Origin of the sequence: Vibrio cholerae ATCC 14035, assembly GCF_000621645.1 — a bacterium.
In the GTDB taxonomy this organism is placed as follows: domain Bacteria; phylum Pseudomonadota; class Gammaproteobacteria; order Enterobacterales; family Vibrionaceae; genus Vibrio; species Vibrio cholerae.
In genome coordinates this window covers 302143-328319 of record NZ_JHXR01000003.1, presented here as the reverse complement: position 1 = coordinate 328319, position 26177 = coordinate 302143, and the positions used below count along the sequence as shown (strand labels likewise).

Annotated in this window: 16 protein-coding genes; 7 read left to right on the top strand and 9 right to left on the bottom strand. The window is 47.7% G+C overall.

The features are described 5' to 3' along the window. Nucleotides 1–3 precede the first annotated feature (3 nt). Nucleotides 4–930 (bottom strand): chemotaxis protein CheV, encoded by a 927-nt coding sequence (locus tag T411_RS0104890; protein ID WP_000145786.1) that lies wholly within the window; start codon nucleotides 928–930, stop codon nucleotides 4–6. Nucleotides 931–986: 56 nt separating this feature from the next. Here T411_RS0104890 and flgA point away from each other — a divergent pair, with 56 nt between their 5' ends. The 3 genes from flgA (at nucleotide 987) to T411_RS0104875 (ending at nucleotide 2737) form a co-directional block, all read left to right on the top strand. Beyond that, nucleotides 987–1754, top strand: a complete 768-nt coding sequence (flgA, locus tag T411_RS0104885) for a flagellar basal body P-ring formation chaperone FlgA (RefSeq protein ID WP_001881906.1) — start codon at nucleotides 987–989, stop codon at nucleotides 1752–1754. A gap of 130 nt (nucleotides 1755–1884) precedes the next feature. Continuing rightward, nucleotides 1885–2208, top strand: a complete 324-nt coding sequence (gene flgM / locus T411_RS0104880) for a flagellar biosynthesis anti-sigma factor FlgM (RefSeq protein ID WP_000907265.1) — start codon at nucleotides 1885–1887, stop codon at nucleotides 2206–2208. A gap of 103 nt (nucleotides 2209–2311) precedes the next feature. Then, on the top strand, nucleotides 2312–2737 hold the full coding sequence (locus tag T411_RS0104875; protein WP_000729367.1) for a flagella synthesis protein FlgN: 426 nt from the start codon (nucleotides 2312–2314) through the stop codon (nucleotides 2735–2737). 109 nt (nucleotides 2738–2846) lie between these two features. Here T411_RS0104875 and flgP read toward each other — a convergent pair whose 3' ends face one another. Next, complete coding sequence (gene flgP, locus T411_RS0104870) at nucleotides 2847–3284, bottom strand: flagellar assembly lipoprotein FlgP (protein WP_001912103.1); 438 nt, start codon at nucleotides 3282–3284, stop codon at nucleotides 2847–2849. Between the two features lie 7 nt (nucleotides 3285–3291). Next, entirely contained in the window at nucleotides 3292–3927 is a 636-nt protein-coding gene (locus T411_RS0104865) for a FlgO family outer membrane protein (protein WP_000759070.1), read from the bottom strand. Between the two features lie 160 nt (nucleotides 3928–4087). Here T411_RS0104865 and T411_RS0104860 point away from each other — a divergent pair, with 160 nt between their 5' ends. Next, nucleotides 4088–5221, top strand: a complete 1134-nt coding sequence (locus tag T411_RS0104860; RefSeq protein WP_000739493.1) for a flagellar assembly protein FlgT — start codon at nucleotides 4088–4090, stop codon at nucleotides 5219–5221. A 129-nt stretch (nucleotides 5222–5350) separates the two neighbouring features. Here T411_RS0104860 and T411_RS0104855 read toward each other — a convergent pair whose 3' ends face one another. The 3 genes from T411_RS0104855 to T411_RS0104845 all read right to left on the bottom strand — a co-directional run bounded on the left by T411_RS0104855 (nucleotide 5351) and on the right by T411_RS0104845 (nucleotide 16032). Next, nucleotides 5351–12604, bottom strand: coding sequence for a non-ribosomal peptide synthetase (locus tag T411_RS0104855; protein WP_000523394.1), 7254 nt, complete (start codon nucleotides 12602–12604; stop codon nucleotides 5351–5353). 245 nt (nucleotides 12605–12849) lie between these two features. After that, nucleotides 12850–13665 carry a siderophore-interacting protein gene (locus T411_RS0104850; RefSeq protein WP_000064348.1) on the bottom strand — a complete coding sequence of 272 codons (816 nt, stop codon included), beginning with the start codon at nucleotides 13663–13665 and terminating at the stop codon, nucleotides 12850–12852. Between the two features lie 303 nt (nucleotides 13666–13968). Further along, a complete protein-coding gene (locus T411_RS0104845; RefSeq protein ID WP_000279435.1) occupies nucleotides 13969–16032 on the bottom strand; it encodes a TonB-dependent siderophore receptor in 2064 nt (687 codons plus the stop codon). 611 nt (nucleotides 16033–16643) lie between these two features. Here T411_RS0104845 and T411_RS0104840 point away from each other — a divergent pair. Next, the gene (locus tag T411_RS0104840; protein ID WP_001895039.1) at nucleotides 16644–17150 is read left to right on the top strand and encodes a Fe3+-citrate ABC transporter substrate-binding protein; all 507 of its coding nucleotides are present in this window, start codon (nucleotides 16644–16646) and stop codon (nucleotides 17148–17150) included. An 88-nt stretch (nucleotides 17151–17238) separates the two neighbouring features. Here the strand turns inward: T411_RS0104840 and T411_RS0104835 are convergent, their stop codons facing one another. Continuing rightward, nucleotides 17239–18204: an OmpA family protein gene (locus T411_RS0104835; RefSeq protein WP_000731531.1), complete on the bottom strand. Its 966-nt coding sequence runs from the start codon at nucleotides 18202–18204 to the stop codon at nucleotides 17239–17241. Between the two features lie 295 nt (nucleotides 18205–18499). Next, the gene (gene gltX / locus T411_RS0104830; protein ID WP_000216841.1) at nucleotides 18500–19924 is read right to left on the bottom strand and encodes a glutamate--tRNA ligase; all 1425 of its coding nucleotides are present in this window, start codon (nucleotides 19922–19924) and stop codon (nucleotides 18500–18502) included. A gap of 200 nt (nucleotides 19925–20124) precedes the next feature. On the opposite strand from gltX, the gene copA reads away from it, so the two are divergent. Beyond that, nucleotides 20125–22845, top strand: a complete 2721-nt coding sequence (gene copA, locus T411_RS0104825) for a copper-translocating P-type ATPase CopA (RefSeq protein WP_001015221.1) — start codon at nucleotides 20125–20127, stop codon at nucleotides 22843–22845. Nucleotides 22846–22853: 8 nt separating this feature from the next. Next, complete coding sequence (locus T411_RS0104820) at nucleotides 22854–23294, top strand: DUF411 domain-containing protein (protein WP_000831719.1); 441 nt, start codon at nucleotides 22854–22856, stop codon at nucleotides 23292–23294. Nucleotides 23295–23430: 136 nt separating this feature from the next. On the opposite strand, the gene T411_RS0104815 is transcribed toward T411_RS0104820, so the two are convergent. Then, nucleotides 23431–26082: a beta-N-acetylhexosaminidase gene (locus T411_RS0104815; protein ID WP_000914817.1), complete on the bottom strand. Its 2652-nt coding sequence runs from the start codon at nucleotides 26080–26082 to the stop codon at nucleotides 23431–23433. Between the last annotated feature and the right edge of the window lie 95 nt (nucleotides 26083–26177).

Here is a 26177-nt window from a genome sequence, read left to right as displayed (position 1 = left end):
TCTTTATTTAACTAGCGCAGCTTTCACCGCATTACCAAGCTCATCAGGGTTAAATTTCGCAATAAACGCATTTGCCCCAACTCTCTCAACCATGGCTTGGTTGAACACGCCACTCAATGAAGAGTGCAAAATAACATAAAGATCTTTGAGCTCGTTATGACGACGGATTTCCGCAGTCAAGGTATAGCCATCCATCTCTGGCATTTCAATATCGGAGATAACCAAAGATATTTGATTACTGATTGGCCCTTCACTGAGCATTTCCAGTAATTTTTCGTAAGCATCTTTACCATCTTTCGTGGTAACGACTTCAAAACCGATAGACTCAATGGCGCGTTGCACCTGTTTGCGTGCCACGCTGGAGTCGTCCGCAATCAAAATGCGACGAACAAACTCTTTTTCCTGCTCAACTTGGGCTATTTGTTCACCAATTGAGCTGTCCATATCTTCGTTAACTGGCGTGATTTCAGCCAAGATCTTTTCAACGTCGATGATCTCAACCAATTCATTATCAATATTGGTCACAGCCGTCAAATAGTTACTTTTCCCAGTCCCATTCGGAGGCGGTAATATCGCTTCCCAACGCATGTTAATGATACGCTCAACCGAGCTCACCAGAAATGCTTGAATAGTACGGTTAAATTCCGCGATGACCACGAAACTTTTATCCACGTCCGTCGTCGGACGACCACCAACGGCAAGGCTCATGTCAATCACAGAGACCGTTTGACCACGAATATGGGCAACCCCTTTTACTAAGCGGTGCAAATTAGGCATTGAGGTCAATTTAGGACATTGCAGGACTTCTTTAACTTTGAAAACGTTAATACCGTATCGTTGACGGCCGTTAAGACGGAAAGTTAATAGTTCTAATCGGTTTTGACCGACGAGTTGCGTACGCTGATTCACAGAATCAAGAATACCCGTCATAAGCTCATCTCCATCTCAAACTTTTATCCAAAAAAAGTGATAGTCTACTACAGGCTATGAAGAAACCAGAGAAACGAAAAATGCATCCGAAGATCGATCTCCATTCGCATTTCATAACTAAGTGTAGAGCTTTCTGTGAAATATTTTATAGCTTTATCGGCTTTTTATTATTTTTCTTTAGTCTAGCGGCCAATGCAGCCACGCCGGAACAGCTTTCAATGATCAAAGAAGCCGCCGAAAATCATGTGCTGAGCACGGTGGATATGCCTGCTGGCGGTGAGTTAGTGGTCAATGCTGCCAATATAGACGATCGTCTATTCGCGACCGATTGTCCGGAACCTCTCACAACAAATTCATCATCCAGCAATGGTTCTGCGGCCAACATCACCGTATTGGTGGAGTGTAAACCGGATAACTGGCGTGTTTATGTGCCGGTTCGTCTGACGATCACTATCCCACTCATCACTGCGGCAACCCCATTAAGTCGGGGACAAATGATTTCCGCACAAGATGTTACGTTAAGTATGGTAGACCTGCTGCGTTTCCGGCGGCAAGGTTTTTCCACTCCTGAAAACGTGATTGGTGCAAAAATCAAAAAAAATATTCGTGTGGGTGATGTGATTGAACAGAACGATGTGTGCATCGTGTGTCGAAATGAAAGTGTTGTCATCCGAGCGGGAAAATCTGGTATGTCGATCACAACCAAAGGGACGGCGATGTCCGATGGTGTCGTGGGAGAGCAGATAAAAGTGAAAAATGACAAATCTAACCGTATAATTGATGCGCAAGTCAGTGGTGTTGGTGAGGTCACCGTCGCGTTTTGATAGCTCTACCTTGCTTATCAGAAAAACTGGTGCCAAGTGATTTTCTGTTTGGTTAAAAAAGTCGCTAAAGTTTCGACCTGTGTGGTCGATATTGACAGTACACGTTAAAGTTTATTGAAAAGGCTCATTTATGGCAGGTATTGATAACATACGCGCAGGACAGTCGTTAAACACGACCAGCCGCACCAATGTGCGTTCTTCTGATGCCAGCAACTCTTCCACTCAATCCGGGGCGGTATCGCGCTCATCGGCAAGTGGTCAAGATGCGGTATCGCTGAGCTCACAAAGTAAAGCCATTGGCGAAATGCATAGTGAAATGGCTTCAAGACCCAGTTTTGACAGCGCAAAAGTCGCCGCAATCAAAGAAGCGATTGCTAACGGCTCTTACGTGGTTGACCCTGAAAAACTGGCCGATAATATGATCAAATTCGAAAAAGAACTGGGCGGCTTCTAACCTAACGTGTCCCCAGCGTGCGTCACCGACGAGTATGTTGTTATAACGAAAAAGTGACGAACAAAGAATGATGATCCCACTGTAATGTATAGGCGATTTGGCGATGGCAGCATTAAAAGACTTGGTTGAGTTTCAACTGAAAAATGCGCAAGAACTCGTGACCGTACTCGAAGCGGAGAAAGTTGCGATCACCAGCCGAATCTCTGTCGATATCGAATCCATTGCTAAACAGAAACTCACCTTAGTCAATCAATTACAGCAAACTGACCAACGCATTGCGAAACATCCGCATGTCGCGAGCCTGACTGAAGATACTTATCTCAATGAGTTGGTGAGTCAAATCCGCAGTATTATCATGGATTGCCAGCAAGCCAACCTGATTAATGGCGATGCTTTGGCCCGCGCGCAATTGAGCTTCAATAAACTCAATAACCTGATGCAACAAAGTCATGGCAAGATTGGTATGACTTACAGCGCGACCGGGAAAACCCATACTATTTCAACCTTGGGTACCAATATCAAAGCATGATGAGAGAGTCTCTTAAAGCGAAGCACTCAAACAAATCAGTAAGACTTAACAAGCAAAAAAGCGGCAATCATTGCCGCTTTTGACGTTCTGGGAGATGAAGAGGTGAGCGCTAGAATAGGGTCATTTGTCGTTTTTCGGGAACTTGTTGAACTTCCCCGTAATCACGCATCTTGTCCATCTTGCGAATATCAAGTCTCAGTTCAGTGACATAGCTGTCCCCAACCTTATAACTGCGTACCACTTCAGCACCGCGAATCACACCATCGACCGCACCTGCCGTCCACTCTGTACCAAGACGTTGATCTTGTAACTCAGCACGACCACTGATGCGCATACCATACACCTGCTCAGCAAGCTCGCGGTAAGCATCAATTTTAGAAGCACGCATCGCACGCACTTGCTTCTCGGCCTCATCACGCCCTCTCTGCTCGCTGATATTGGCATAGCCAACCGCCGTTAACCAATCATCAGGGCGCATGCTTTGCAAGGGTTGGCATCCCGTCATCATTAAGGCTGCCACTAGGAGTAGTAAGCTAGATTTCATCATCGTTCTCCTATGGACGTAAAATCACGGTGTACGGCTGAGTGATGGTTGGATCTGAGCGGATCAACACTCCATCTTGGGTACGGATACTGTTGAGCGTATCCAAATCTCGGCCGATACGATCGGCAGGCAAGAAACCTTGTGCCGTGGCCACAACAATTCGTGAGTGCATGCCAACTACACGAGCATTCACTATCACCCCGCCTTCTTGGCGCAGCATAGTCCCTGTCAGTACGTACTGGACTTCTTGCTCTGAAGAAAGGTTTTTCCAGTCGCGGCTAAAGGCAAAATCCCCCTGCTGCGTCACTTGGATTGAACCTGTGGTTTTAAAATCCACCACTTTGAATCCACGGCGCTGAAACTGGTGAATGAATCCTTCCGAGACCGAATTACCGAGCCAGTTAGTGGTATCCATATTTTGCAGATCGACAAACGAGGTCACCGCAATTGGCGTACGAGCAGTAATGCTGGTATTCGAGAGCATCAAATCTTCCGTCATGCTCTCAACAAAGAAATCCAATGTGTGACGAGGACTCTCCATCAACATAAACTGTGAACCATTGTATGGCTCTTTGCCGTTATAAATCGGGGCGTATGCACACGAAGTCAGTAAAACGACGGGTACTAAGGAAAGCCATTTTTTCATTCTCTTCATCTCCAGATATACTATGGCGCGCATTTCAGCTTCTCACTCGATTAAACTGGAACGCTCCTTGCTTTTCTTAAACGGTTATTGATTCAGAATTGCAATGCCTACATCAGTTAGGATTTGAAAAGCAAAATTTATACCCACTTGGGACCTTACGATGAAAAAAAATATTTTATCTATCATTTCAGCACTTTGGATGATGCTTCAACTTCCATCGGCTCATGCAGCTTGGTATGAAGTGACAGGCTCTGCCGCTATTGTTTCTTCCGAAGAGGTCGCCCGCTTACACGCCTTAGAAGATGCGCTGTATAAAGCGGTAAATTTTGCCGGGGCAGATATTGGCAGCATTAGCAATTTGATGCCGCTCTTGGAGTCTGATCGTCGAGAATACCTGTTTGCTAACCATGAGGTACGCTACATCCTGATTGAAGAACGCAAAGCGATTAACAATGTGATGTACGTGCGCACCCGCATTGATATTTACCCATCGGCAACGGCTTGCCACGTTGAGCAATACAAAAAAACCATGTTGATCGGCAATATTGATCTGGCCTCACCTCAGCAAGCAGTGATGGGACAGATCTATCAGGTCGGTGATGATTTTGCGCAGGTGATTAATCGTCGCTTAGAGCAAGAATCTCGCAGCTTTGTCTCGGTCGGCACAACCCAATACGATATTGACCCTAAAGCGCCGGAGCGGATCAAGATGATCGCGCAAGATGCTGGAGCGCAGTACATCATGGGCGGCATGATCACTGATTTAACCGCCACCATAGAGCAAAAAACGCTGCAAGATGACATCATCAATCGCCAGTTTGCGATGGAAATCAGTGTGTTTGATGGAAAAACAGGCAATGAAGTGATGACACGCACTTACCGTGAAGTTGCGCGCTGGCCGTTTCCTAAAACCAGCCAAATTGATACGCGTAGTGCACGTTTCTGGGCATCGACTTATGGTGAAATGATGCTGCGGGTGAGCCGCAACATTATGCTCGACCTTGAATCGGAAATTTCTTGTAAGATCACGTTACCGCAAATTGTGGCGAAATTTGGAACCACAGCCACCATGGATCTCGGTCGTATTCACGGTGTTAAACAAGGTGACAAGCTCAGCCTCTGGCACACCGGAGCCTTTATCGACCAACAAGGGTTGCCGCGTAACAAAGTCACACAAAGTGAGATTACGCTTACCGTGTCTCGTGTATATGAACACGAAGCGGAATTAACCGTGGATCAACCTGAGCTCGCCTACAGTATTCAAATCGGCGATGTGATGCACAAGCAGATGTAGCTCAATCATCAAGTTCAAGCCCTGAACTGCCACGACTGGCACTTCAGGGCTTGTCATAAAGGGGGAGCCAATATCGCCCTTCGCCCCCTATTCCCTACCACTACGATATCGAGTCACGACACAAAAACACTACCCCATGGACGGAGAGCGACAAGCTTCATCTTCAAGCTGCCTCACCTGCTTTTTCAGCGTCGGCAGTGCAATATCTTGTGCAATACAATCGGAAAACCGCTCAAACATGCCACTGGTTACCTTGGTCAACAGAGCGACTTGAGCTGGGCTATAGTGTTTCGACATATAACTCATCATGACTCTCAACGTCTGCTTTTGCTCGATCCTCTCTTCTAAAATTTCAAACTGTAAACCTAAGCCGGATTCACTTTTATCGGGATCGACTTGTTGGAAGCGGATCGCATGCCCTTCTGTCAACAGTAGCTCTCCATGCAGCTTATTTTTTGCATGCAGTTGTATAAAGACCTCAAACATGTGACCTTCCGTCTCATGCTCAACACCTTTGAGCCCTTCTTCAATCAGGTCAATCGGAATATCTGTGTATGGCATCGACTGGTTAATGCTGTTTTTCACTTGCTCGATGAGTTGCCACACCGTTTGTACTTTCGTGAAATCCACCAACTGAACGCCCATGGTAGTGAAATAACCGACTGTGTCGAAAAACTCGGCATCCAGCCGACCGGAAGCAGGTGTGCCAACCAGCAGCTTTTCTGGTGCGCCGAGACAATGTACCGACGCAGAAATCGCCGCATACATCACGTTAAACAACGAAGCATGGCGTGCTTTAGCCAATTGATACAGCGATACCATGGTTGATTTCGGCAATTTTATTTCGACCCAGCCGCCTTCTCCAAGATCGACGCCAGTGCTGTTACTTAAAGGATGATCCGCAGCAAACAGAGGCTGTGCCCAAGGCACACCGGCAAACTTGGTTAACCAATAGTTAAGATGCGTTTGATTGAATGCCGAAGAACGCTGCTTGCGAGCAAACTCATGGAAAGGTAAGGGTTCCGTTTGCCACTGTGGACGAGTACCTTGCACACTGTGTTGATACACCTGTGCTAATTCATCCATCAAAATATTGATCGACCACTCATCCAACACAATATGGTGGAACAGAAGTGAAAGATATTGCGTCCCCGTCTGTTCATCACGTACGAAATTGAGTCGAAGTGGCAATTCTTGGCTCAGGTCAAAGGTGTGCTCGGCCTCTTGCGCCAGTAGTCTGGCCACGGATTGGGCGGCGTTATCTTTAGACGTCCAGAACCACTGGTAATGTTCTATGTTGCTGGCTGCGATCACGTGCTGGTAAGGCTGCCCATCTTCTAGGCCAAAGTGGGTTCGTAACCCAGCATGACGCAGTAAAAGCCAGTGAAAAGCCTCACCAAATGCTTGCTCATTGACCTCATCTAAAAATTTAAGCGCAAACGGAAGATTGAAGATGTGGGTCAAACCAAACTTGGCGTATTTGCTCATCGCCTTCCATAAAGAGGCTTGTGCTAACGACAAAGGCGCTTTGGACGACTCGACCACCTCACTCACTGCGAATGATGTGCTGGTGGGTTTACGGTGAAGTACGGCTTGCTGCGCCAGTTGCTTGGCATTAGGGAAACTAAACATATCATTGATGTGCAGTTCAATACCTTGCTCGCTCAACAAGCGACCAATGACTCGCGTTGCGATCAGGGAATGTCCGCCAAAATCAAAGAAATCATCCTCTGCCGTCATCTCGGCAACACCAAGTGCTGAGCGAAACTCAGCCAAAATGCACTCTTCAACCGCAGAGGAATTTACAGCGCTCAATTCAAGCTCAGACTCTGCCAACGCCGCATGCGCATTGTTTGAGGTCGGCGGATTGTTTGACGTCAACTCAATGGCTGAGACATGAGAGGATGAGGTTGTCGAAGAAGGCATTGTTCGCCCACCTATCGCAGCGACAAATTGCTCAAGCAAGTAGGCTCCGACATGGGGGGAAACCGTGGCATCTAACGCCAGCTCAAGTACTAGGGCACCTTGGCAATTAAGCCCAACCCCCAAGGCGACTTCAAATTTGGGGTGCATGGCTGCAAAAAGTAATTTTTCGCAGCGCAAGCCCTCCAATTGTAGATGCACTGAAGGATCCACTAACCAAGTCACCAAGGCTGCGGCAGAGGCGTGAGTTTCGCTAGCGACTCCCCCCGTTAACGGCTGGCGCATAGCGTCTAAGATCTCTTGGCTCAGTTGCGAAAGCGGACGCTCAAAGCCTTTAAGGGCGATATGCACCAACTGGCTTTCAATCATAGAACCATTCAACTCACGCGTTTTGCGCTCCACATCATGCGGAACGTAAAGCTCAAATTGGCCAAGTTTCGCACTTGCGGCAAGGTAGCGAGCAAATAACGCGGCGATCAGTGCAAGCACTTCCTGCTTATCCGGCTGCGCTAAACCATGCTCCGCCAGTACGCTGCTGTGTAGGGCAATCCGATATTTACGACTGCAAAGCGTATTGATGGCGCTATTTGCGCTCGGCAAGCTCTGCTCAATCCATGTAGCGTGGCTCGCAGGCTGTAACCACGGCAACAACGCTTGGGATAATGGCGTTTGCGGCATCACAGGGGTAAAGCCGAGGGAAAGATCCTCCCCCTCCATCACAGGATCGATGTCACAGGCGATTTGGTTATACCCATTGGTTACGCACTCAAATACGCGCCGCCAATCCCATTGCTCGCTGATAATTTGATGGCTTATCACCCCAAGCACTCGCTCTTCGCTCCCCAAACTCAACAAGCAAAAACTTAGTGTGGCTTGCTTGGCTAAATCCATCGGCTGATTTTGCCATCGCACAAGATGTTCAAACGCCTCATCCATTGACTCAACATGCTCAAAATGGATCTCAAGCGGTGTTGGCTTCGCCGAGTACAAGGTTAAGCCGGATGCCTCATCAAGCACATAGCGTCGGTTTAACACTGGAAAATGATTGGGCAACTGACTGAGCGCTGTGATTAAGCGCGCGATATTCACTTTTCCGCTCAATCGATAAGCGGTCGCATATTGATTGCGTCCGTCACCATGTCGTTGATGCTGTCGCCAGACTCGCTGTTCAAACTCACTCAAGGAAGCCGATGACAAGGTAGGTGGTGAGAGAGGTTGACTTTGATTCGGTTGACCTACTGGTTCAACAGAGATCGATTGTCGCTGAACATGCGCTTGGCACTGTTTGCGATCCACTTTACCATTCGCAGAAAGCGGTAAAGCCTCTAAAGCAATAAACCGACTCGGAATATGCGAAGACGGTAGCGATTGTTTGGCAAACTCTCGTAACGCCTGACTCGATGCTGATTGCTGAGGTTTAACGCTAAATAATGCGGCTAAAGCGGTATCTCCATTAGTATCCGCATAATCGACCACCACCACGCTCGCGAGCGCCGGATGAGTTTGCAGCTGCTTTTCGATATCCGGCAGTGACACTCGTACCCCACGAACTTTCACATAACCATTGATGCGGCTAGCAAAAATGATATTGCCGTCCGCGCGGTAGTAGCCTTGATCGCCCGTTCGAAACGCGCGCACAGGGTGGCCATGCTCATCCAATACGGTGACAAAATCGGTTTGTTTCAGTTCGCCGTCTTCAAGATAACCTTGCGCTAAATTGACCCCAGAGGTGAAGATACGGCCGACCACACCTTGCGGTACATGGCGTTGTATCTCATCCATAATGAAATAACGGTTTCCCGCCAACGGCCGACCATATGGGATCACGCTGACATCATCTGCCGTCAGCTCATGCCAGATGCTCCAAATCGTCGTCTCGGTAGGACCGCCCAAAGAGATCAACCGCGGCGGATTTGAACCAGCGCGTAATTGGGCGATGGTGGCAGGTTTGATGTAATCCCCCCCTTGGGCAATCAGACGAAGTGAGTGTAATTGCCCTGCTTGAGTGCAAGAGAGCAACATCTCCAAGATAGCGGGGACGGAGACCCAAATCGTCACTTGATGCCGCTCAATTAAGCGATTCCATTGCAACGCATCTTTTTCTTCATGCCCAGCGGGAAGAACTAACGTCGCTCCGAAGCTCAAGGTGGCAAAGAGATCAAACACCGACATATCATGATGCAATGGCGTCACTGACATCACCACATCCTCACTGGTGAGATGCCACGCTTGGCCAGTTTGACCAATCACATTCGAGGTCGCCTGATTATTGACCACCACGCACTTAGGTTTGCCCGTAGTGCCAGAGGTATAAAGATAATAAGCCGTTTGTTGGCTTTGGCTTAATCGGCTTAATTGATCGAGTGGTGTAACGTCAGGTACTCCATCGGCGAATAAGACAGGCTCAATCAAGGCATCAAAAGCGATCACATTGCCAAACTCACAGGGCTTATCCATCACCACCAGATCGGCGTGACAATTTTCTAAAAGGTAATTCAGACGCTCTTTGGGAGACGCAGCATCAATAGGTACCCAGATAATCCCCGAAAGTGCAGAAGCCAAACTGATGACGATATGTTCAACACTGCGTGGCAAGCAAATGGCGAGCACATTTCCTGTGGTCAACCCTCGCGCTTTGAGCTGCCACATCACGCGCTGAACCTGCTCACCCAATTGAGCATAAGAAAGGGTTTGTTCACCGCAGATCACAGCGGTTTTATCCTCTGTGCGGACAAACAATTGCTGCGCTAACTTGGCAAGAAAATCGCAATCGTGACTGGCCGACTCATCGCTATTAAAACGGTAGTGTGAAAGGTCGATACATGGCTCAAGCGGCGCGGCCAATGATGCTGACGAAGTGATCTGACTCAAGCGATGATGTAAGGCACTTAACATCTCGCGGATAAGCTCAGTCTCTAAAACCGCTAAAGCATAATCAAAGCTGATGATGAGGTTTTTCTGCTCGTCGTAAGTTAAGCGAATATCTAAAGCCACCTGCGGAGTTTGCGTTACCCCATCGAACAGAGTGACAGCATCCTCTGGATTCAGGGTTTTCCAAGACAAACCATTGGTTAACACAACCGGCAGCACCAGAGCTTGCGGCGCTTGATTCATCAACAGACGGTTAAGATCGACGCCAGAAAAAGCAAGATGCTCAAGAGCCTCTAGCATCTCACGCTGTAGCTTGCTCGCTTGGCTCAGCAAACTCAGGGTGGATTTTTCATGCTCTAAGATCACAAAGGATGACTCATTGCCATCAATCGCATTACTGCTTGGAATTAATACCGGAAAACCCACTCGCATCCCGATTTCGGTTGTCCAATAGGAGAGCACGTCCAAGATGGTTGCTGTCAGCAAGGAATTGAGAAATAAGCCATTTTCAATGCCGCATCGATTGAGCTTACCGACACTCTCTTTGGGTATTTGCAAACTTTCACGAGCATAACGAGACGTAGTGATCGTCTCTAATGCTTGTTTCCAAGGCAGTGCTGGCGGCGGGCAATCAGGATGAAGTTTGCTTTTCCAATACGCTTCATCTTGCGCTTTTTTGGAGGCGAATTGCGGCGAGATGGACTGAGTATCACGAGCATTTTGCACCACCTGAGTTATATCGGGTTCTTCGCTTCCTAGTAGTGCAGCAAGAATGAGTGCATGGGTGCGACCATCGACAATCAAAGCATCAAAGCTGGTCAATACGATGGAGCTGAACTCCTCTTGCTCTTCTATTGGCAGTTGCACCACACAGATTTGCCAGGGCGAGCGCGTTAAATCATGCATCCGCTGCTGATATTGCTGCCTGACTGGCTCAACCGCTAATAAGGCTTGTTCGCGGGAAAGATGCTGTAAATCGATGGCTTGCCAATTTAACGCTATGCAAGGAGAGACCCACTGAATCCATTTCTCTTGATCAATGCGAGTTCTCAAGGCAGGAATATGCTCAACGAGATAGAGCAGACGGCTATGCAGTGACTGAGTGTCGATGTGACCTCGATACTCACGAAACTCATGCATCGCGACGCCGCCTAAGGCAATTTGGGTTGAGCGACCTAGCAAGTAAGCTTGTTGTAAAGGGGTCAGTGGCATCTCCTGAATCGACTCGCGGCGAGCATAACCGAGTTGCGCGTCAATCTGTTGTACGCTTTGCTGCATCATCTCAGGATGCAGCGCCACACAGCGGATCAAATCAACGTAATGCGCGAAAAGCGCTGTGATGTCCTTATCAGCGAAGTTTTCCATTCGCACATCCCAATTGAGCAAAATCCCTTCATAAGCCGGAGCAATTTGCGCATCGAGAGTCACCTGCGCTCCCTGCGAAATCACCCAATTCATACGCCCTAAATGCTGAGTGACATGATCGGAAAAGATCTCCTCGTCTCGCATTTCCATGCCTGAGGTAAAGACTATCGGTGAACGCTGCACCCCACCCTGTTTCCGCGATAAATCGCGCATCACGCTAACCCCTGAATAGCTTTCATGGCGAAGTAATTGATGCAGTTGGTTAGCCGTTTGCTGACACAGGCTTAACAGGGTCTGAGTCGTTCCCACATCGGCGCTAAAAATCAGCAAATTGGAAAAATCGCCGATCGTGTGTTCAATATCCAAAGAGCGATTGCCGCGATGGAATGTAGGTACATTGAGTCGAAATTGTCTCTCTTGGCAAGCATTGGCAATCACTTGTGAAAAGAGTGCCAATGTCAGTTGGGTCAGTGTGAGATGATGTTGCCGCGCAACCTCCGCCAACCCTTTGCGCTCCACTGGAGTGAACCAGTGTGCAAACCTTTGGCTGTTTGCGCTAACGGCGTCGGTTGGTACGGGTTGATAAGGCAAACTTGGCTCGGCGGGAATCGTCGCAAGACGCTCTTGCCACCATTTCTTATCCACCTCTTTGCGTTTTGCCAAAGCACGATCGGCTTGCTGAGCATCAAGATATTGGAAAAAAGTCACCACATCAGACTCAATGATCTCTAATCGATGCTCTATGGCCTCTAAATAGAGTGAGGTGAGATCGTCCACCAACAGCCGAAAACTTTGTGCATCACACGCAATCATATCCGCATCAATGTGTAATCGGTGTTTGCCCTCAGGCAACAGAGTCAAGCTGATCTCAATCGGGTTTCCCTGAGTTAAATCGAGCATCTGGTGGGTCATTCGCTGGCGCTTAGTATGCACAAAAGACTCCACCTCATCTGGCTTCCATTGTGATAGGTCATCCACTTTAAGCTGATGGAAAGTTGAGAGCGGCAAGATCTTCTGCTGTCCATCCTTGGTGATCGCTAAACGTAACATGGGATGTTTCGCGTACAGCGCACGTACCGCTTCCGTTAGCGCCTGTCGATTTAATGCTTGACCATCAAATTCGGCGTAGAGATGCGCGGCCACACCATCGAGCAAGCAGTCGTGTTGACGCCCTAGCCAATAAGCCGCTTGCATTGCTGTCATTTCTTTCATCTTTAAACCCACAGATTCATCCCTTTACTCGGTACACATCGTCTTGCAACGCATTAATGTGTAAATTTTAGTTAATAATAATCATTATCAATTACATGTAAAGAGCGAAATCGGTCAGCCTCGAGATTGAAAAAGTCACGAACGCAGCCAACACATCAGAAGCTTTGTAGGAAGGGAAAAGAGAGGGGTTGGTAAGCCCCTGATGGGGCTTACCACATTAACAGGCAAGGTGAATGAAATCCGTGCTGAGTCAGAGGTTAAAACTCTTCATCCATCACCACATGGCGCTCTTCGTGGTACGCCTCTTCGTTTTTACCGCGCTTCCAATAAGGAATGGCGTAAATCTTATCTCTTGCGATTCGATATTCATTGCGCAAAATTTTACGACACGCAATAACGCTCTCATTTTCTCCTGCCACAAAAGCAGAAAGCGACTCTGCGCCTTGCGGTACTGGCAGTTGTTCAATCGCCATCGCCAAAACGGGTTGCGCCTGATTAGGATCGCGCACTAACCACTTAATCACCATCTGTTCTGGATGGGAGATATCATGCTTATCTTCGATATCATCCACTTCAAGAAATACATAACCTTTGGCCTGACTAGGCATTTTTTCTAAAATGGCACTGATCGCAGGCACAGCAGAGAGATCGCCAGCCATAATATGCCAATCTGCTGGCTCAATAAGAGGGTCTGGCCCACCGGGACCTATCAAACCGAGTTGTGAACCAGTTTGAGCTTTTAGCGCCCATCCACCACCCGGTGTTCCTTCTCCATGCACAACAAAATCGATATCAAGCTCATTGCTCTGTGCTCGGTATTGTCTAACGGTATACGCTCGCGGAACCGGTTTATGCTCTGGCCAAATGACTTTATCACCCTCACGAATCGGTAATTGGAGTATGCCACTCGCCTGATTAGGGAAAAAAACCTTAATGTGTGACCCATTTTGATCTTCGGGGAATCCAATTAAATCCTCACCAGTCAGTGTCACTCGAAGTAGGTTTTTTGATACATATTTTTTACGCACAAAATCCAGTAATCTCGGATAAACGCGCTCGACTTCGTTACTCATTCTTTCACCTAATTTATCTTATGCCTTAGCCAACCTTGCTGGGAGTGTCATTCACTCAATCCTCCCAACGTTCTGCCCCAGTTGAAAAACAATGGTTCGGCCCTGTAAACAATCAATTCAAATGAGAATGTATATCATTAACCAATTTTACACAACTGTCGATCAACTTAACCAAGGGAGCCCAGATTCTTAGGATATGGTTTAACCTCGAGAGCTCAGCTCAAGACTTAAATGCGAACATAAAAAAACGCCTCTCAGCTGACTTAGAGGCGTTGTTTTGTTTCAGTCCATTTGAAATATCATTTAGAAATTCAACTGCACCGATGCACCAATCATGCGAGGCTGCTGTTTAAGTTGGTCAAGCGTATTATTGGTTGAGAGATAAAGCGTTGTTTTATCAGAATCCAATAAGTTAGTGGCATACAAGGTTGCTCGTCCATGCTCAAAAACATAGGCTAACTGAGCATTGGCAACCCAATATGAGTCAATCGCAAATTTTTCTGAATTGCCACTCTCCGAGAAATAGCTTCCGGTATAAGCCGCATTACTACTGAACTCAAACCCTTGGCCAAAATCATAAAGCAGACCAACATTGGCTGACATTTTCGGTGCTCGAGGCAGCTCTTTGGTGTTTCCGGTGGTTTCTTTGAACTCGGTTTTCAAAAGCCCTAGGTTGGCAAAAAGTTCGAGTGAAGAGGTCGCATACCAACGTGATCCGATTTCAGCGCCGTAAGTGCTCGCTTCATCAAGGTTAGCGATAAACACATCACCACTGGATGTGGTTTGCGTCATCTGCATACTGTCAAAATCGTTATAGAAAAGGTTAGTCAACACTTCGACAGAATGGCTGAAACGGTGACGGGTGTAAAACTCATAGTTCCAAATCGATTCCTGTTCAAACTCGTAGGGCCTAAAACCTGTAAATTGCATCGAGTTAAAGGCTAGTCCTGCCCCACTCGCATTGTAACCTTTAGCCGCTTTAATCCCATAGGTCTGCCCTTGCACTGGTGTATATGCCACATCGAGCTTAGGCAAAAATACGCTGGATGTTTCATCGTAATCAAGCTTGTATCTTGGGTGCGAGACGTTTCGCTTAACCTGCTCTCTTTCAAATCGGCCAGCCAAATTCACATTGATAGAAGGCGTTAACGCATAAGTGACTTCCGCAAAAACGGATTTGGCTTTAGTGCGACCATCCATCGGATATGCACTGGCCGCATCAATGTACATATCATCCTGTGAAGATTGGTAGTAACGCGCCCCAATCAGCGTATTCACGCTACCATCCAGTGCGATATAGCGTAATAACGGTTCGATATGGAATTCTTTACCATCGGTATTGAAATCCCCTCGGCTATTGGGATTGGTATAACGGTCATAGCTGAAATCGGCATACACCAGATTGTTTTCAAAAGTGAAGAGGTCGTTGAGATGCCAGATAATATCCCACGCCGTCGTGAACGAGGCTGTCTCATAAACCGGTCGGAAGGCTTCGTTACCCGCCACATTAATGTTTTCTGTTTGTGGCCCACGAGAATCCATATGAGAGAGCGTTAACGTGGTTTTAAAACCATCCAGTGCGGAAGGTTCGTACAGCAGCTTACCGCGCACCGAATTCATCTCGATTTTTTTAGGATCGCCCGCGGGTTCAAAAGCAGCAAGATCGACAAAACTATCCCGCTTCTGCTGATCAAAACTCAAACGAAATGCCAACTCATCTTGAATAATAGGTGCAGAGATCATACCCGCTGTTTGCGAATAATCGCTTTCGCCAATACCTGCTTTTACCGCACTTTCAAAATGATGAGTAGGGTCGTTAGACTTCATCACAATCGCGCCCGCCGAGGTATTTCGCCCTTGAATGTAGCTCTGTGGCCCTAAATAGATCTCCACTTGCTGCATATCCCAGAGTGAACGAGGGCCAAAAGCAATTTCAGAATAAGTCAGCGAACGACCGTCAATCGACATATTTAAGCGAGGTGATGTGCCAGCAAAACTGGCCAAGCCCCCAACGGAAGGCCCCGAGCCATCGATACCTCGAATCGTGGGCATATTGTTGCTTTGACCCGAATCGACAAGGTTTGGGATCAGTTGTAGGAGATCATCAATCTCTGTTGCGCCGGGTGTTCTCTCAATCGTGTCTTGATCAAACACTTCGACACTCGCGCTCGTCTCATAAATGCTGCGTTGTGTTTTTTCGCCAATCACGACCAACACGGGCATTTCTTGCTCTTGATTACTCGTATTCTGCGTTTCCGCATAGGCAAAACTGCCCGTGAAAAGCCCCATCATCATCGCCGACAAGGTGTGCAATTTAAACTTTTTGTTCTCTGCAACACTGACTCGCGCTGGGCATAAAACTGCCATTTGAATTTCTCCTTAACTCTAAATTAACCACTACACTGCGCTCAGGCCAGTATGGAGATGAGAGGCTTCCTTCGTTTTCAATGACAAATACCAGAACGAAAAAGTACGCGGCAAAACAAAACAGCACTGCTAAACCATGACTCAAGTCCATGCGCTTGATTGCAAGTATTCCGACGAACATACAGTAACAATGCACTGAGCCACGGTTTAACCAAGACACTGAGTTGCATAGAACGTACATCATTGAGAATCTTAATAATTCACAAATCAAATGTAAAGCATTCTCATTTGCATTTATGAGCACATTGCTTAGATAGAAAGAGCGTTGCAGGGGAAGTAGAGAGAAGCGAAAACGTAAATAGCGTCACTATACCCAAACGACTTGGAGTTGCAGGTAGGCGACAAGAGAGTTCATCTCCATGAATATAGATAAACACTGTGATTGGGGGGCGAACGTAGCCAACACCGCTACTGCTTCAAGTAGGAAGAGGATACAAGGTCAGAGTAAAGCTTACTATGTCAATCTTTGGTCATTCCTACAGCACATTTCTTCTCGTGCTAGCCAAAAGCCTCTATTATTACTATTAACAGTTTTATTTATAAAACACGTCATGTCGAAAAGTAACCTAGAGACGAATACCGGACACCGCTTTATATCCAAAGCGAAAACCGCGTATAAAATTCATATTCATACCCCTGACGATAAGGTTTTACATCGCTCAGTCGGGTTTGTACGGCTTGGTGAAAAGAAAGGATTGAAGAAAGCGATTTTGCTACGCAACGAATTGGGCTCCGCCATGTGGGGCAAATTTTGGCGCAGAATCCTAAAAGATCCTTACTTGATGACTCGCTTACCACACAGCTTAGAACCCAAAATCATCCATAAACCTAGGCCGACCTTGGATAACCCCACGGCAAGAGACGCTTGTTATATTGCGGCTTGGCGAGAATACGATGAACAAGGTAAATGCCACTTCCGCAGCGTGGTCTGCTCCATCAATAAACACGGAAAACTGGCCGCCTACACGAAAACCAAAAAAGCCCTATTGGCCGCGCATAAAGATTGCTTAGATATTTTGGTGTTTATGGGACGCTTAAACAGTATCGACCTGAAATAAAACCTTTTTCACTCGATTTTTGTTATCACCAGAAAAAACAAAGGCCCGAATGGGCCTTTGTAGATTGAATCTTGATGATTACCGTAAATTATTCAGTAACTTGGTACTGGAATTCAGGGATCACTAGCTCAACACGACGGTTCTTCTCACGACCTTCTGCTGTCGCGTTAGAAGCGATTGGGCTGCTTTCGCCTAGACCTTTAGCTGAAATACGAGATGCATCAATACCTTGAGCTTCTAGTGCTTTCGCTACTGCTTGAGCACGACGCTCAGACAGTTTTTGGTTGTAAGCTTCAGAACCTGTTGAGTCTGTGTGACCAACTACTTCTACTTTTGCTTGTGGGTATTGGTTTAGGTAACCCACAATTTTATCCAGCTTCTGAACCGTTGCTGGTTTTAGCTCAGCACTTGCAGTAGCAAAGGTGCTGCTATCCAGATGTTGGAAAGTAAAGGTTTTAGTGACTGCCACTTTCTCGACTGGTGCGGCAACAGGTGCAGGCTCAGCTGGACGCTGTTCTACCACTGGTGCTGGCTCTTCACTGCCACCGAACTTATAAGCGATACCGAGTGTAGCGGTTTCTGCGCGTGCACGTACGATGTCGTTATTAATGTCAGTCAGGTTTTGGTATTCCAAACGCATAGTGACATTGTGGTTAGTGTTGAACTCTAGGCCTGCTGCACCTAGGTATGAGTAGTCGTCCTTGCTGCCGTAATCGACATAAGCACCACCCACTTTACCGTACAGCGCAATGCCTTCGGTCAGAGGAATGCTGAGTTTTGGTGCTAGCGTTACCGCTTGTACCTTCTCATCATTCAATCCAGCAGCAGTAAACTTACCTAAGTAGTCGTAGCCTGCTTCCAGAGAGAGCCATTTGTTTGCTTGGTAACCCAGAAACGCGCCTACAACCTGATCATCATCTTCACAAGATTGACCAGCTAGACACGCGTCATCCAACCAAGATTTACCGACCTTACCTCCGACATACACCTCTGCCACTGCCGCAGAAGAAGCAAAAAGTAACGTCGCTGAAATAATTGCCGCTAGCTTTTTCATGGTATTTCCTTTTTTCTTTATGATTATTGTCGAGAGTTATACGCTGATCCTCGACCGTTCAAAAAGGTTAACTCGTACTCGAGCCAGATCACCTTTTTGTCGGCATCACTATAGCGGATGAAATAAAAAGAAAAAGAGCCTTTCGGTTATTATTTTGTCACGTCTTTGCTAAAAATGAGAAAAGACTAAAACACATACCCTTAACTATAAACGGTAGAATTAGAACAAGACTTCAAAAGATAATAAAAAAGCCGCAGTTTGTTCTGCGGCTTTGGCTTTTTATGCAATCAAACAACTATGCATTCGCTTCGCGAGTTTCGATGTACTCTAGTGCCATTTTGATACGTGCAATTACACGTTCTTGACCAATCAAGTTCATCACCGCATCCACAGAAGGCGATTGGCCACCGCCAGTCACAGCAACACGCAGTGGCATACCGATTTTACCCATGCCAATCTCAAGCTCTTCACACACTTGTGCGATCACGTGATGCAGTGCTTCGGTATTCCATTCTGTCAGCGCTTCAATCTTGCTCAGAGCTAGCATCAGTGGCTCTTTTGCCACACCACGCAGGTGTTTCTTCGCGGCATCAGCATCAAACTCAGCAAAATCTTCGTAGAAGTAACGTGATTGCTGCGCAAGCTCAACCAAGGTATTGCAACGCTCACCCACCAACTTCACCACTTCCGCTAAAGCAGGGCCGGTCGCTTTGTTAATGCCTTGGTTCTCGAAATGCCACTCAAGGTGTTTCGCCACATACTCAGGCTCTGAAGTCTTGATGTAGTGGTTGTTCAACCACAGCAGTTTGTCAGTGTTAAACGCTGACGCTGATTTTGAAATTGCGTTAAGGCTGAATAAGTTGATCATTTCATCGCGTGAGAAGATCTCTTGGTCGCCATGTCCCCAACCTAAACGCACTAAGTAGTTCAGCAGCGCTTCTGGGAGGTAACCATCATCACGGTATTGCATTACAGAAACCGCGCCATGGCGCTTAGATAGCTTGGCACCATCATCACCCAAGATCATTGCACAGTGCGCAAAGGTTGGGATGGTCGCGCCCATGGCTTTGTAAATGTTGATCTGGCGTGGCGTGTTGTTGATGTGGTCTTCACCACGAATCACATGGCTGATACCCATATCGACATCATCCACGACTACACAGAAGTTATAGGTTGGAGTGCCATCAGTACGACGGATGATCAGATCATCCAGTTGGTCGTTACGGATTTCGATGCGGCCACGGATTTGGTCATCAAAAACGACGCTCCCCTCTTTCGGGTTACGGAAACGGATACAGCAAGGCTCACCTTCTTTTGCCGCATCATTGACCGCTTTGATTTTTGGATGATTCGCATCGTAGCGAGGCATCTCTTTGTTGGCTTCTTGCTCAGCACGGATTTCATCCAGCAGCTCTTTCGGCGCATAGCACTTGTAGGCTTTGCCTTCTGCCAATAGCTGATCAATCACTTGGTTGTAACGATCAAAACGTTTGGTTTGGTAGTATGGGCCTTCATCCCATTCCAAACCTAACCACGTCATGCCTTCAATAATGGCATCCACCGCCGCCTGAGTAGAGCGTTCTAGGTCGGTGTCTTCAATACGCAGAACAAATTCACCACCTTGGCTTTTAGCATATAACCAAGAATAGAGTGCTGTACGCGCACCACCAACGTGCAGATACCCAGTTGGACTAGGCGCAAAACGAGTTTTAACCGTCATTTGAATTACCTTTGTGAGATTCTTTTGCTGAGAGCTCAGCATGCGAAATTTTGGGCGGTATTCTAACACCCGAGTTAACGCGATGCTACGCACGATTTTCGGCAAATTGACTCTCAGTAAAATGAGTTCGAGAAGTAAGGGTTGACCTTACCTTAAGGTTAAGGTTTATCCTTGTGGACATTCCGCAAGGAGGAGTGATCATGAACCATTTTGCTTTAGCGCTGCGTGGCCTGAACTGCATGGGCTGTGCGCGAAAATTGGAGCGCCAACTCAATCAAGATCTCACCGTTGAGATCGAAACGCTGACGCCAACCTCGATTGAACTGCATACCCATGCCACCTTAAATGAGGTGCTCACCAGTATTGAATCGCTGGGTTATCAAGGCGGTACTGAGCAAACTTATCAGCTACAAGGTTTAAATTGTGGTCGCTGTGTGAATAAACTGACCACGCACCTCAGCGCGCAGGCAGAGATTGCCAAACTGCACGTCAGTAAAGAGCGGCTTTCACTGGTTACAACCTTAACCGCTGAGCAAGTAAAAGCGCTAGTGGCGGAAGTGGGCTATCAGGCTATAGAAGCAGAACAAGAATCAACATTCGCGCCAGCAGCCTCCATTGATGAGAAGGAAACCGACACGCCTGACGCTGAGAACTCCTCGAACACAGAAGCCACTGAGGCGTCTAGCCAAACACTCTCTCTGCTTATTAAGGGGATGACCTGCGCCAGTTGTGTCGCATCGGTGGAAAAAGCCCTGCTTTCTGTTGAGGGAGTGCAGAGTGCACAAGTCAACCTCACAGAGCAAAGTGCCTTGGTGAGAGGCATTTTCGCCAATCCGCAACCACTGCTTAACGCCATTCAAAGTTCTGGCTACCAAGCGGAGATCTTGGATGACCCAGCACAGCAGCAAGCCAAACAACAAGCGCAATTAGAAGCCTTACAAAAAGAGCATAAACAGAGTGCTTTATTAGGTATCGCTCTGGGTACGCCTTTAATGCTGTGGGGCGTGTTTGGCGGCAACATGATGATCCGCAATAGTAGTGATCAAATGGTCTGGGGGGGAATCGGCACCATCTGTTTCGCACTGCTACTCACCGCCGGACGCCACTTCTTTATGAATGCGTGGCAAGCACTGACTCATGGCAGAGCGACAATGGACACCCTAGTCGCACTGGGCACTGGCGCTGCTTGGTTTTACTCCATGCTCGTGGTAGCTTGGCCGCAAACGTTCCCTGATGCAGCGCGTCATGTGTACTTCGAAGCAACGGCAATGATCATTGGTTTGATTTCATTGGGTCATTACATTGAAACCAAAGCCAAAAGCAATACTAATCGCTCACTGCAAGCCTTGCTTAACTTACAACCACAGCAAGCAACGTTGGTGACTGAACAAGGCGATCAATCCATCGCCGTCGCTGATATTCAACTGGGTATGTCACTGCGCATCAAACCCGGAGAGCAAGTGCCTGTCGATGGTGTGGTCAGTACTGGTCACTCTTATCTGGATGAGTCCATGCTCACGGGCGAACCCATTCCTGTACTCAAAGAAGCCGGCGCGAAAGTCGCAGCGGGCACATTGAACCAAGATGGCAGCTTAGTGATCACCGCTACTGGCATTGGTGCGCAAACCATGCTGGCGCGGATTATCCAGATGGTAAGACAAGCGCAAAGCAGTAAACCGGCGATGGCTCGTTTAGCCGATCAGATTTCCTCTGTTTTCGTGCCCGTTGTTGTTGTCATTGCCATCTTGTCTGCCGCACTTTGGTATCTGTATGGCCCCGATCCTAAAGCCAGTTACATGTTGGTCGTTGCGACCACTGTATTAATCATCGCCTGCCCTTGTGCTTTGGGGCTTGCCACTCCGCTCTCGATTACCGTAGGTATCGGCAAAGCAGCAGAGATGGGGATTTTAATTCGCGATGCCAACGTACTGCAGACCGCAAGTCAGGTAGATACCGTGGTGTTTGATAAAACGGGGACGCTGACCTTAGGCAAACCGAGTATTCAATCACTGCATGTGTTGCAGGGTGATGAAAACCAATTACTGGCTCTAGCATACGCCCTTGAGCAGCAATCAGAACACCCACTGGCTAAAGCGATCTGTGATTACGCGAAACAACGCAATATTAGTCCAGTAGAGATCAGCCAATTCACTAACCAACGTGGACGTGGACTCTTAGCCGATTACCAAAATCAAACCGTGCTGGTTGGCTCTCTCGCTTTTATGCAAGAACAAGGCATTGATTTGTCGATGGCTGAATCGACTCTAGAAAAATTTGCAGCACAAGCGTGGACGCCGGTGGCGGTGGCTTATCGTGGCATGTTGCAAGGCGTGTTAGCGATTGCCGACCCGATCAAGCCCACCTCAGCGCAAGCGGTACGTAAGCTCAATGAGCTTGGAATTCATACCGTGATGCTGACTGGCGATCACACTTCGGTTGCCAATGCGATTGCCAAAGAGCTCGGTATCTCGCAAGTGATAGCGCAAGTGCTGCCCGACCAAAAAGCGCAGCACATTCAAGCTTTGCAACAACAAGGCCGTAAAGTCGCCATGATTGGCGATGGGATTAATGATGCCCCAGCTTTAGCGCTGGCTGACATTGGTATTGCCATGGGCAGTGGCAGTGATGTAGCCATTGAGAGCGCACAGATGACCCTTTTGAACTCATCACCAACCAGTGTGGTGAGCGCGATTGAGCTGTCAAAAGCCACACTGCGCAATATGAAGCAAAACCTGTTTGGCGCATTTATTTACAACACGCTGGGCATTCCTATCGCAGCGGGTGTGCTTTACCCAGCGTTTGGATTTTTACTCAGCCCAGTTGTCGCCGGAGCGGCGATGGCGCTCTCCTCGATCACCGTGGTCAGCAATGCCAATCGCCTGCGCTGGAGCAAAATTTCTTTCGATCAACATTCTCAATGAGGTACACCATGAAACGCACAATGATGACACTCGCCCTATTGGCCACATTTTCAGGACAAGCGCTTGCTACTCAGGTAGTGAATCACAAATCTCCTTATTGTGGTTGTTGCACCGAATGGACCAAACACATGGAAGAGAATGGTTTTACGGTAAAAGAAGTGCTGCATGACAACATGGACAGCATTAAGCAACAACTGGGCGTAAAACCTAAGCTAGCTTCTTGCCATACCGCAGAGATCGGCGGTTATGTCTTTGAAGGTCACATTCCAGCGCAAGACATCAAAGACTTTCTGGCTAACCCACCGAAAAATGCCAAAGGGCTCGCGGTTCCCGGAATGCCTATGGGTTCACCGGGTATGGAATATGGCGATAAGAAAGACAGTTATGCGGTGTATGCCTTTAATGAGCACGGCCAAGTCTTTGAATACCGCTCTTATCAAGGGAACTGATCTATCCTTCTTATCGAAGAGAATGAAGGGCTAGACACAAAGCGCTGCCCCATAACTTGTTCTTTAGAAAAAAGACAAAAGAAAAGCCTCCGCATGCGGAGGCTTTCATTATCCATTGAGTGAAATGAGTGTTCGATTATTTCAGTGAAGTGACTCGGCTAGTGCGCTCACCGCTGGCAGACACCGAGCGAATCCAAACTTCTCCGCTCACTTTTGGCGCTTGCTTCGCGTCATAATCCAACCAAGTTTGACCATCCAGTGAGTATTGCAGTGTGACACCTGGGAACTGAACGTTCATGGCCAAATGACCGTTCTCGATCTTGGCTCCCGGAACTGGGAGGCGGTAATCAATGCCTGCTTTCTCAAGTTTAGCCAGCTCACGTTGACCTAATACGTTAGCAAAGCGATTCCAATCTGCGTTCAGCGCTTTATGGTTAACCAACTGAGTCTCTTGCGAATATTCGACGCCAACTTTATAGGCGTTTTCCCACTCTGCACGGTGCCATGCGCGCTCAGCAGCGGCGAGAACGCGAGGGAATACCATGTATTCATACTGCTCATCAGTACGTACGGTTTCAGACCACAGCTGCGCAGACAGACCATAGAAAGGCTTACCTTTCACTTCGCCTTTACCGCTGAAGCCATTACCATCACGATCCAGTGAGGTTTCTGCGTTTTGTGGCAAGTTTTCTGGTGCAAAACCAAACATCTTACGAGTGTCGGTTGCACGCGTTGCCCAGTAGTAGCCACGCTCTTTCGGGTCAGCTTCGTAAGGCATATCCATGTACACGTAGTCAGGGTTAGAGATGATCACATCGTAGCCTTTCTCAGCCCATTCGTACGCAGAAGCAGAGCCGCCCCAGTACAGTACATCCCAGAAGTTCACACGTGTGTTTTCGGTTGCGAACGCTTTTTCGCCTTCGCTGTATTTCAAGCCATCTTGCCATGCTTGGAAGTTAGGAATCCCTTTCTCGGCAACCAACTTAGACACTTGCTCAGCAAAGTAGCTTGGTAAATGGCCGAAATCACTCACCGCACCTGTTGCAATCAAGTTTTGGCACTGCGGCGAACGCGCAAATGGCTTATCTTGCTTGCTCAGATCCAAGTTGCCTTTCCAACTTACTGGCTCTTGGGTATTCACATCTTGGAAGCCTGCGCCAAGCTTGATGTTTTTCGCTTCATCGCCACCAAAGTGCCATGTCGTCAGAGGCATACCCGCCGCTTGATGCATTGCCGCAATCTCAGAGATCACTTTATCCACAAAGCGTTTGGAAGAGTCCAAACATGGATTGATAAAGCTCATGCGATCATAGAACTGCACTGTGGTGACGTTAGAGGTATCTTGCGGATCCAGCAAACGGAACTCATTGGCCGCCGCCTCATTGCCCTCTTGCATTAAACGTTGGTAACGCGCCTCCATTGAAACCACGGCCGCACGAGCGTGCGCTGGCATATCAATCTCAGGGATCACTTCGATATGACGTGCTTTCGCGTATTGCAGGATCTCTAAATAATCTTGCTTGGTGAAATAACCAGAGCCAAAGTTATCGGCGTTTGGACCAGAGCCAAGCTGTGGCAACACGCATTCTGTTTCACTCGGGTCAAAACAGCGTTGAGCGCCGATATCCGTCAGCTCAGGTAAGCCCGGAATTTCAATACGCCAGCCTTCGTCATCAGTCAGGTGCAGATGCAGCTTATTCATTTTATAAGCCGCCATTTGATCCAAGGTCGCCAGAATCGCTTGCTTAGAGTGGAAGTTACGCGCTACATCCACCATCACACCGCGATAATCAAAACGAGGAGCATCGACGATTTCAACCTTTGGCAGTTGAGTGGCATCGGCCATATCGACTAAACCCAGCAGCGATTGCATCGCATAGAAGGCTCCTGCTTGGTCAAATGCAGTCACTTTAACGGCTTTATCCGTAATCGCTAGGCGATACGCACCAGATTTAGCCAAGTCACCTTTAAAAGATTTAGGATTGATAATAACTTGCGCCGGCATCACCCCTTTCAGATTCACGCCAAGCAGTTGTGCGCGCTCATTCAGCGCTTGCATTTGCTCACCGTCAAACGCTTTGCTTGGCAGCGCGATACCTTTAGCGATAGAGACAGATCCGCTATGCGATTTCACTTGCAGTGGCGTTGGGATGAGTGCGTGTGTCACATCTTGCAGCGCAACATCACTGTTCTTTTCAAAGCGAGACAGCGCTTGAGCGAATACATTGTTGTCACTCGGAGTGCGCTTAAGGTTTTCACCCTCCAGTCCGCTGACAAAGCTTGCCACGTCCTCGGTATTTAAAGCCGCAATGACTTTTGGCTCGGCATCCGGTGCGGTGACAAAAGCGCGTGGCATAAAGTCCGTTTCAAACAGCGTCCAGTATTCACCAATCAGCGGCAAAGTCACCGTTTCACCTGCGGCAAAACCATCAAACTTATCGGTAGGTTCCAGTTTATGTAGGTCGCCGGTAACGCGAGTAATTTTGAACTGGTCATTCCCCACATCGAGGATCAAGCGAATACTGTGGAAGTAAATAGCCCAATCTTTTGAATTGACCGCCTCACCACGGTTAACCAAGGTCATATTCACTTGGTTACAAGAAGCCCACTCAGCTTCTAGAGTTTGACAAGCCAAACCAGTATCCGCGCCGTGATTGTTGACCACTTGGTATTGCACATCCAAGTTATTCGCTAATGTGTCTACCACCTCTTGTGGTGACGTAGTGTTGAGTGCGCAGCCACTTAATGAAGTGAATACCGCGATCGAGATAAGACTCTTCTTCAGCATAATAATGACCCTAAATTAGTTAACGATGAGGGATGCTCTGCCTGCACCCAATCTCACAACGACATCAGCCAATGGCTTTACCTAAAATTCAGGGA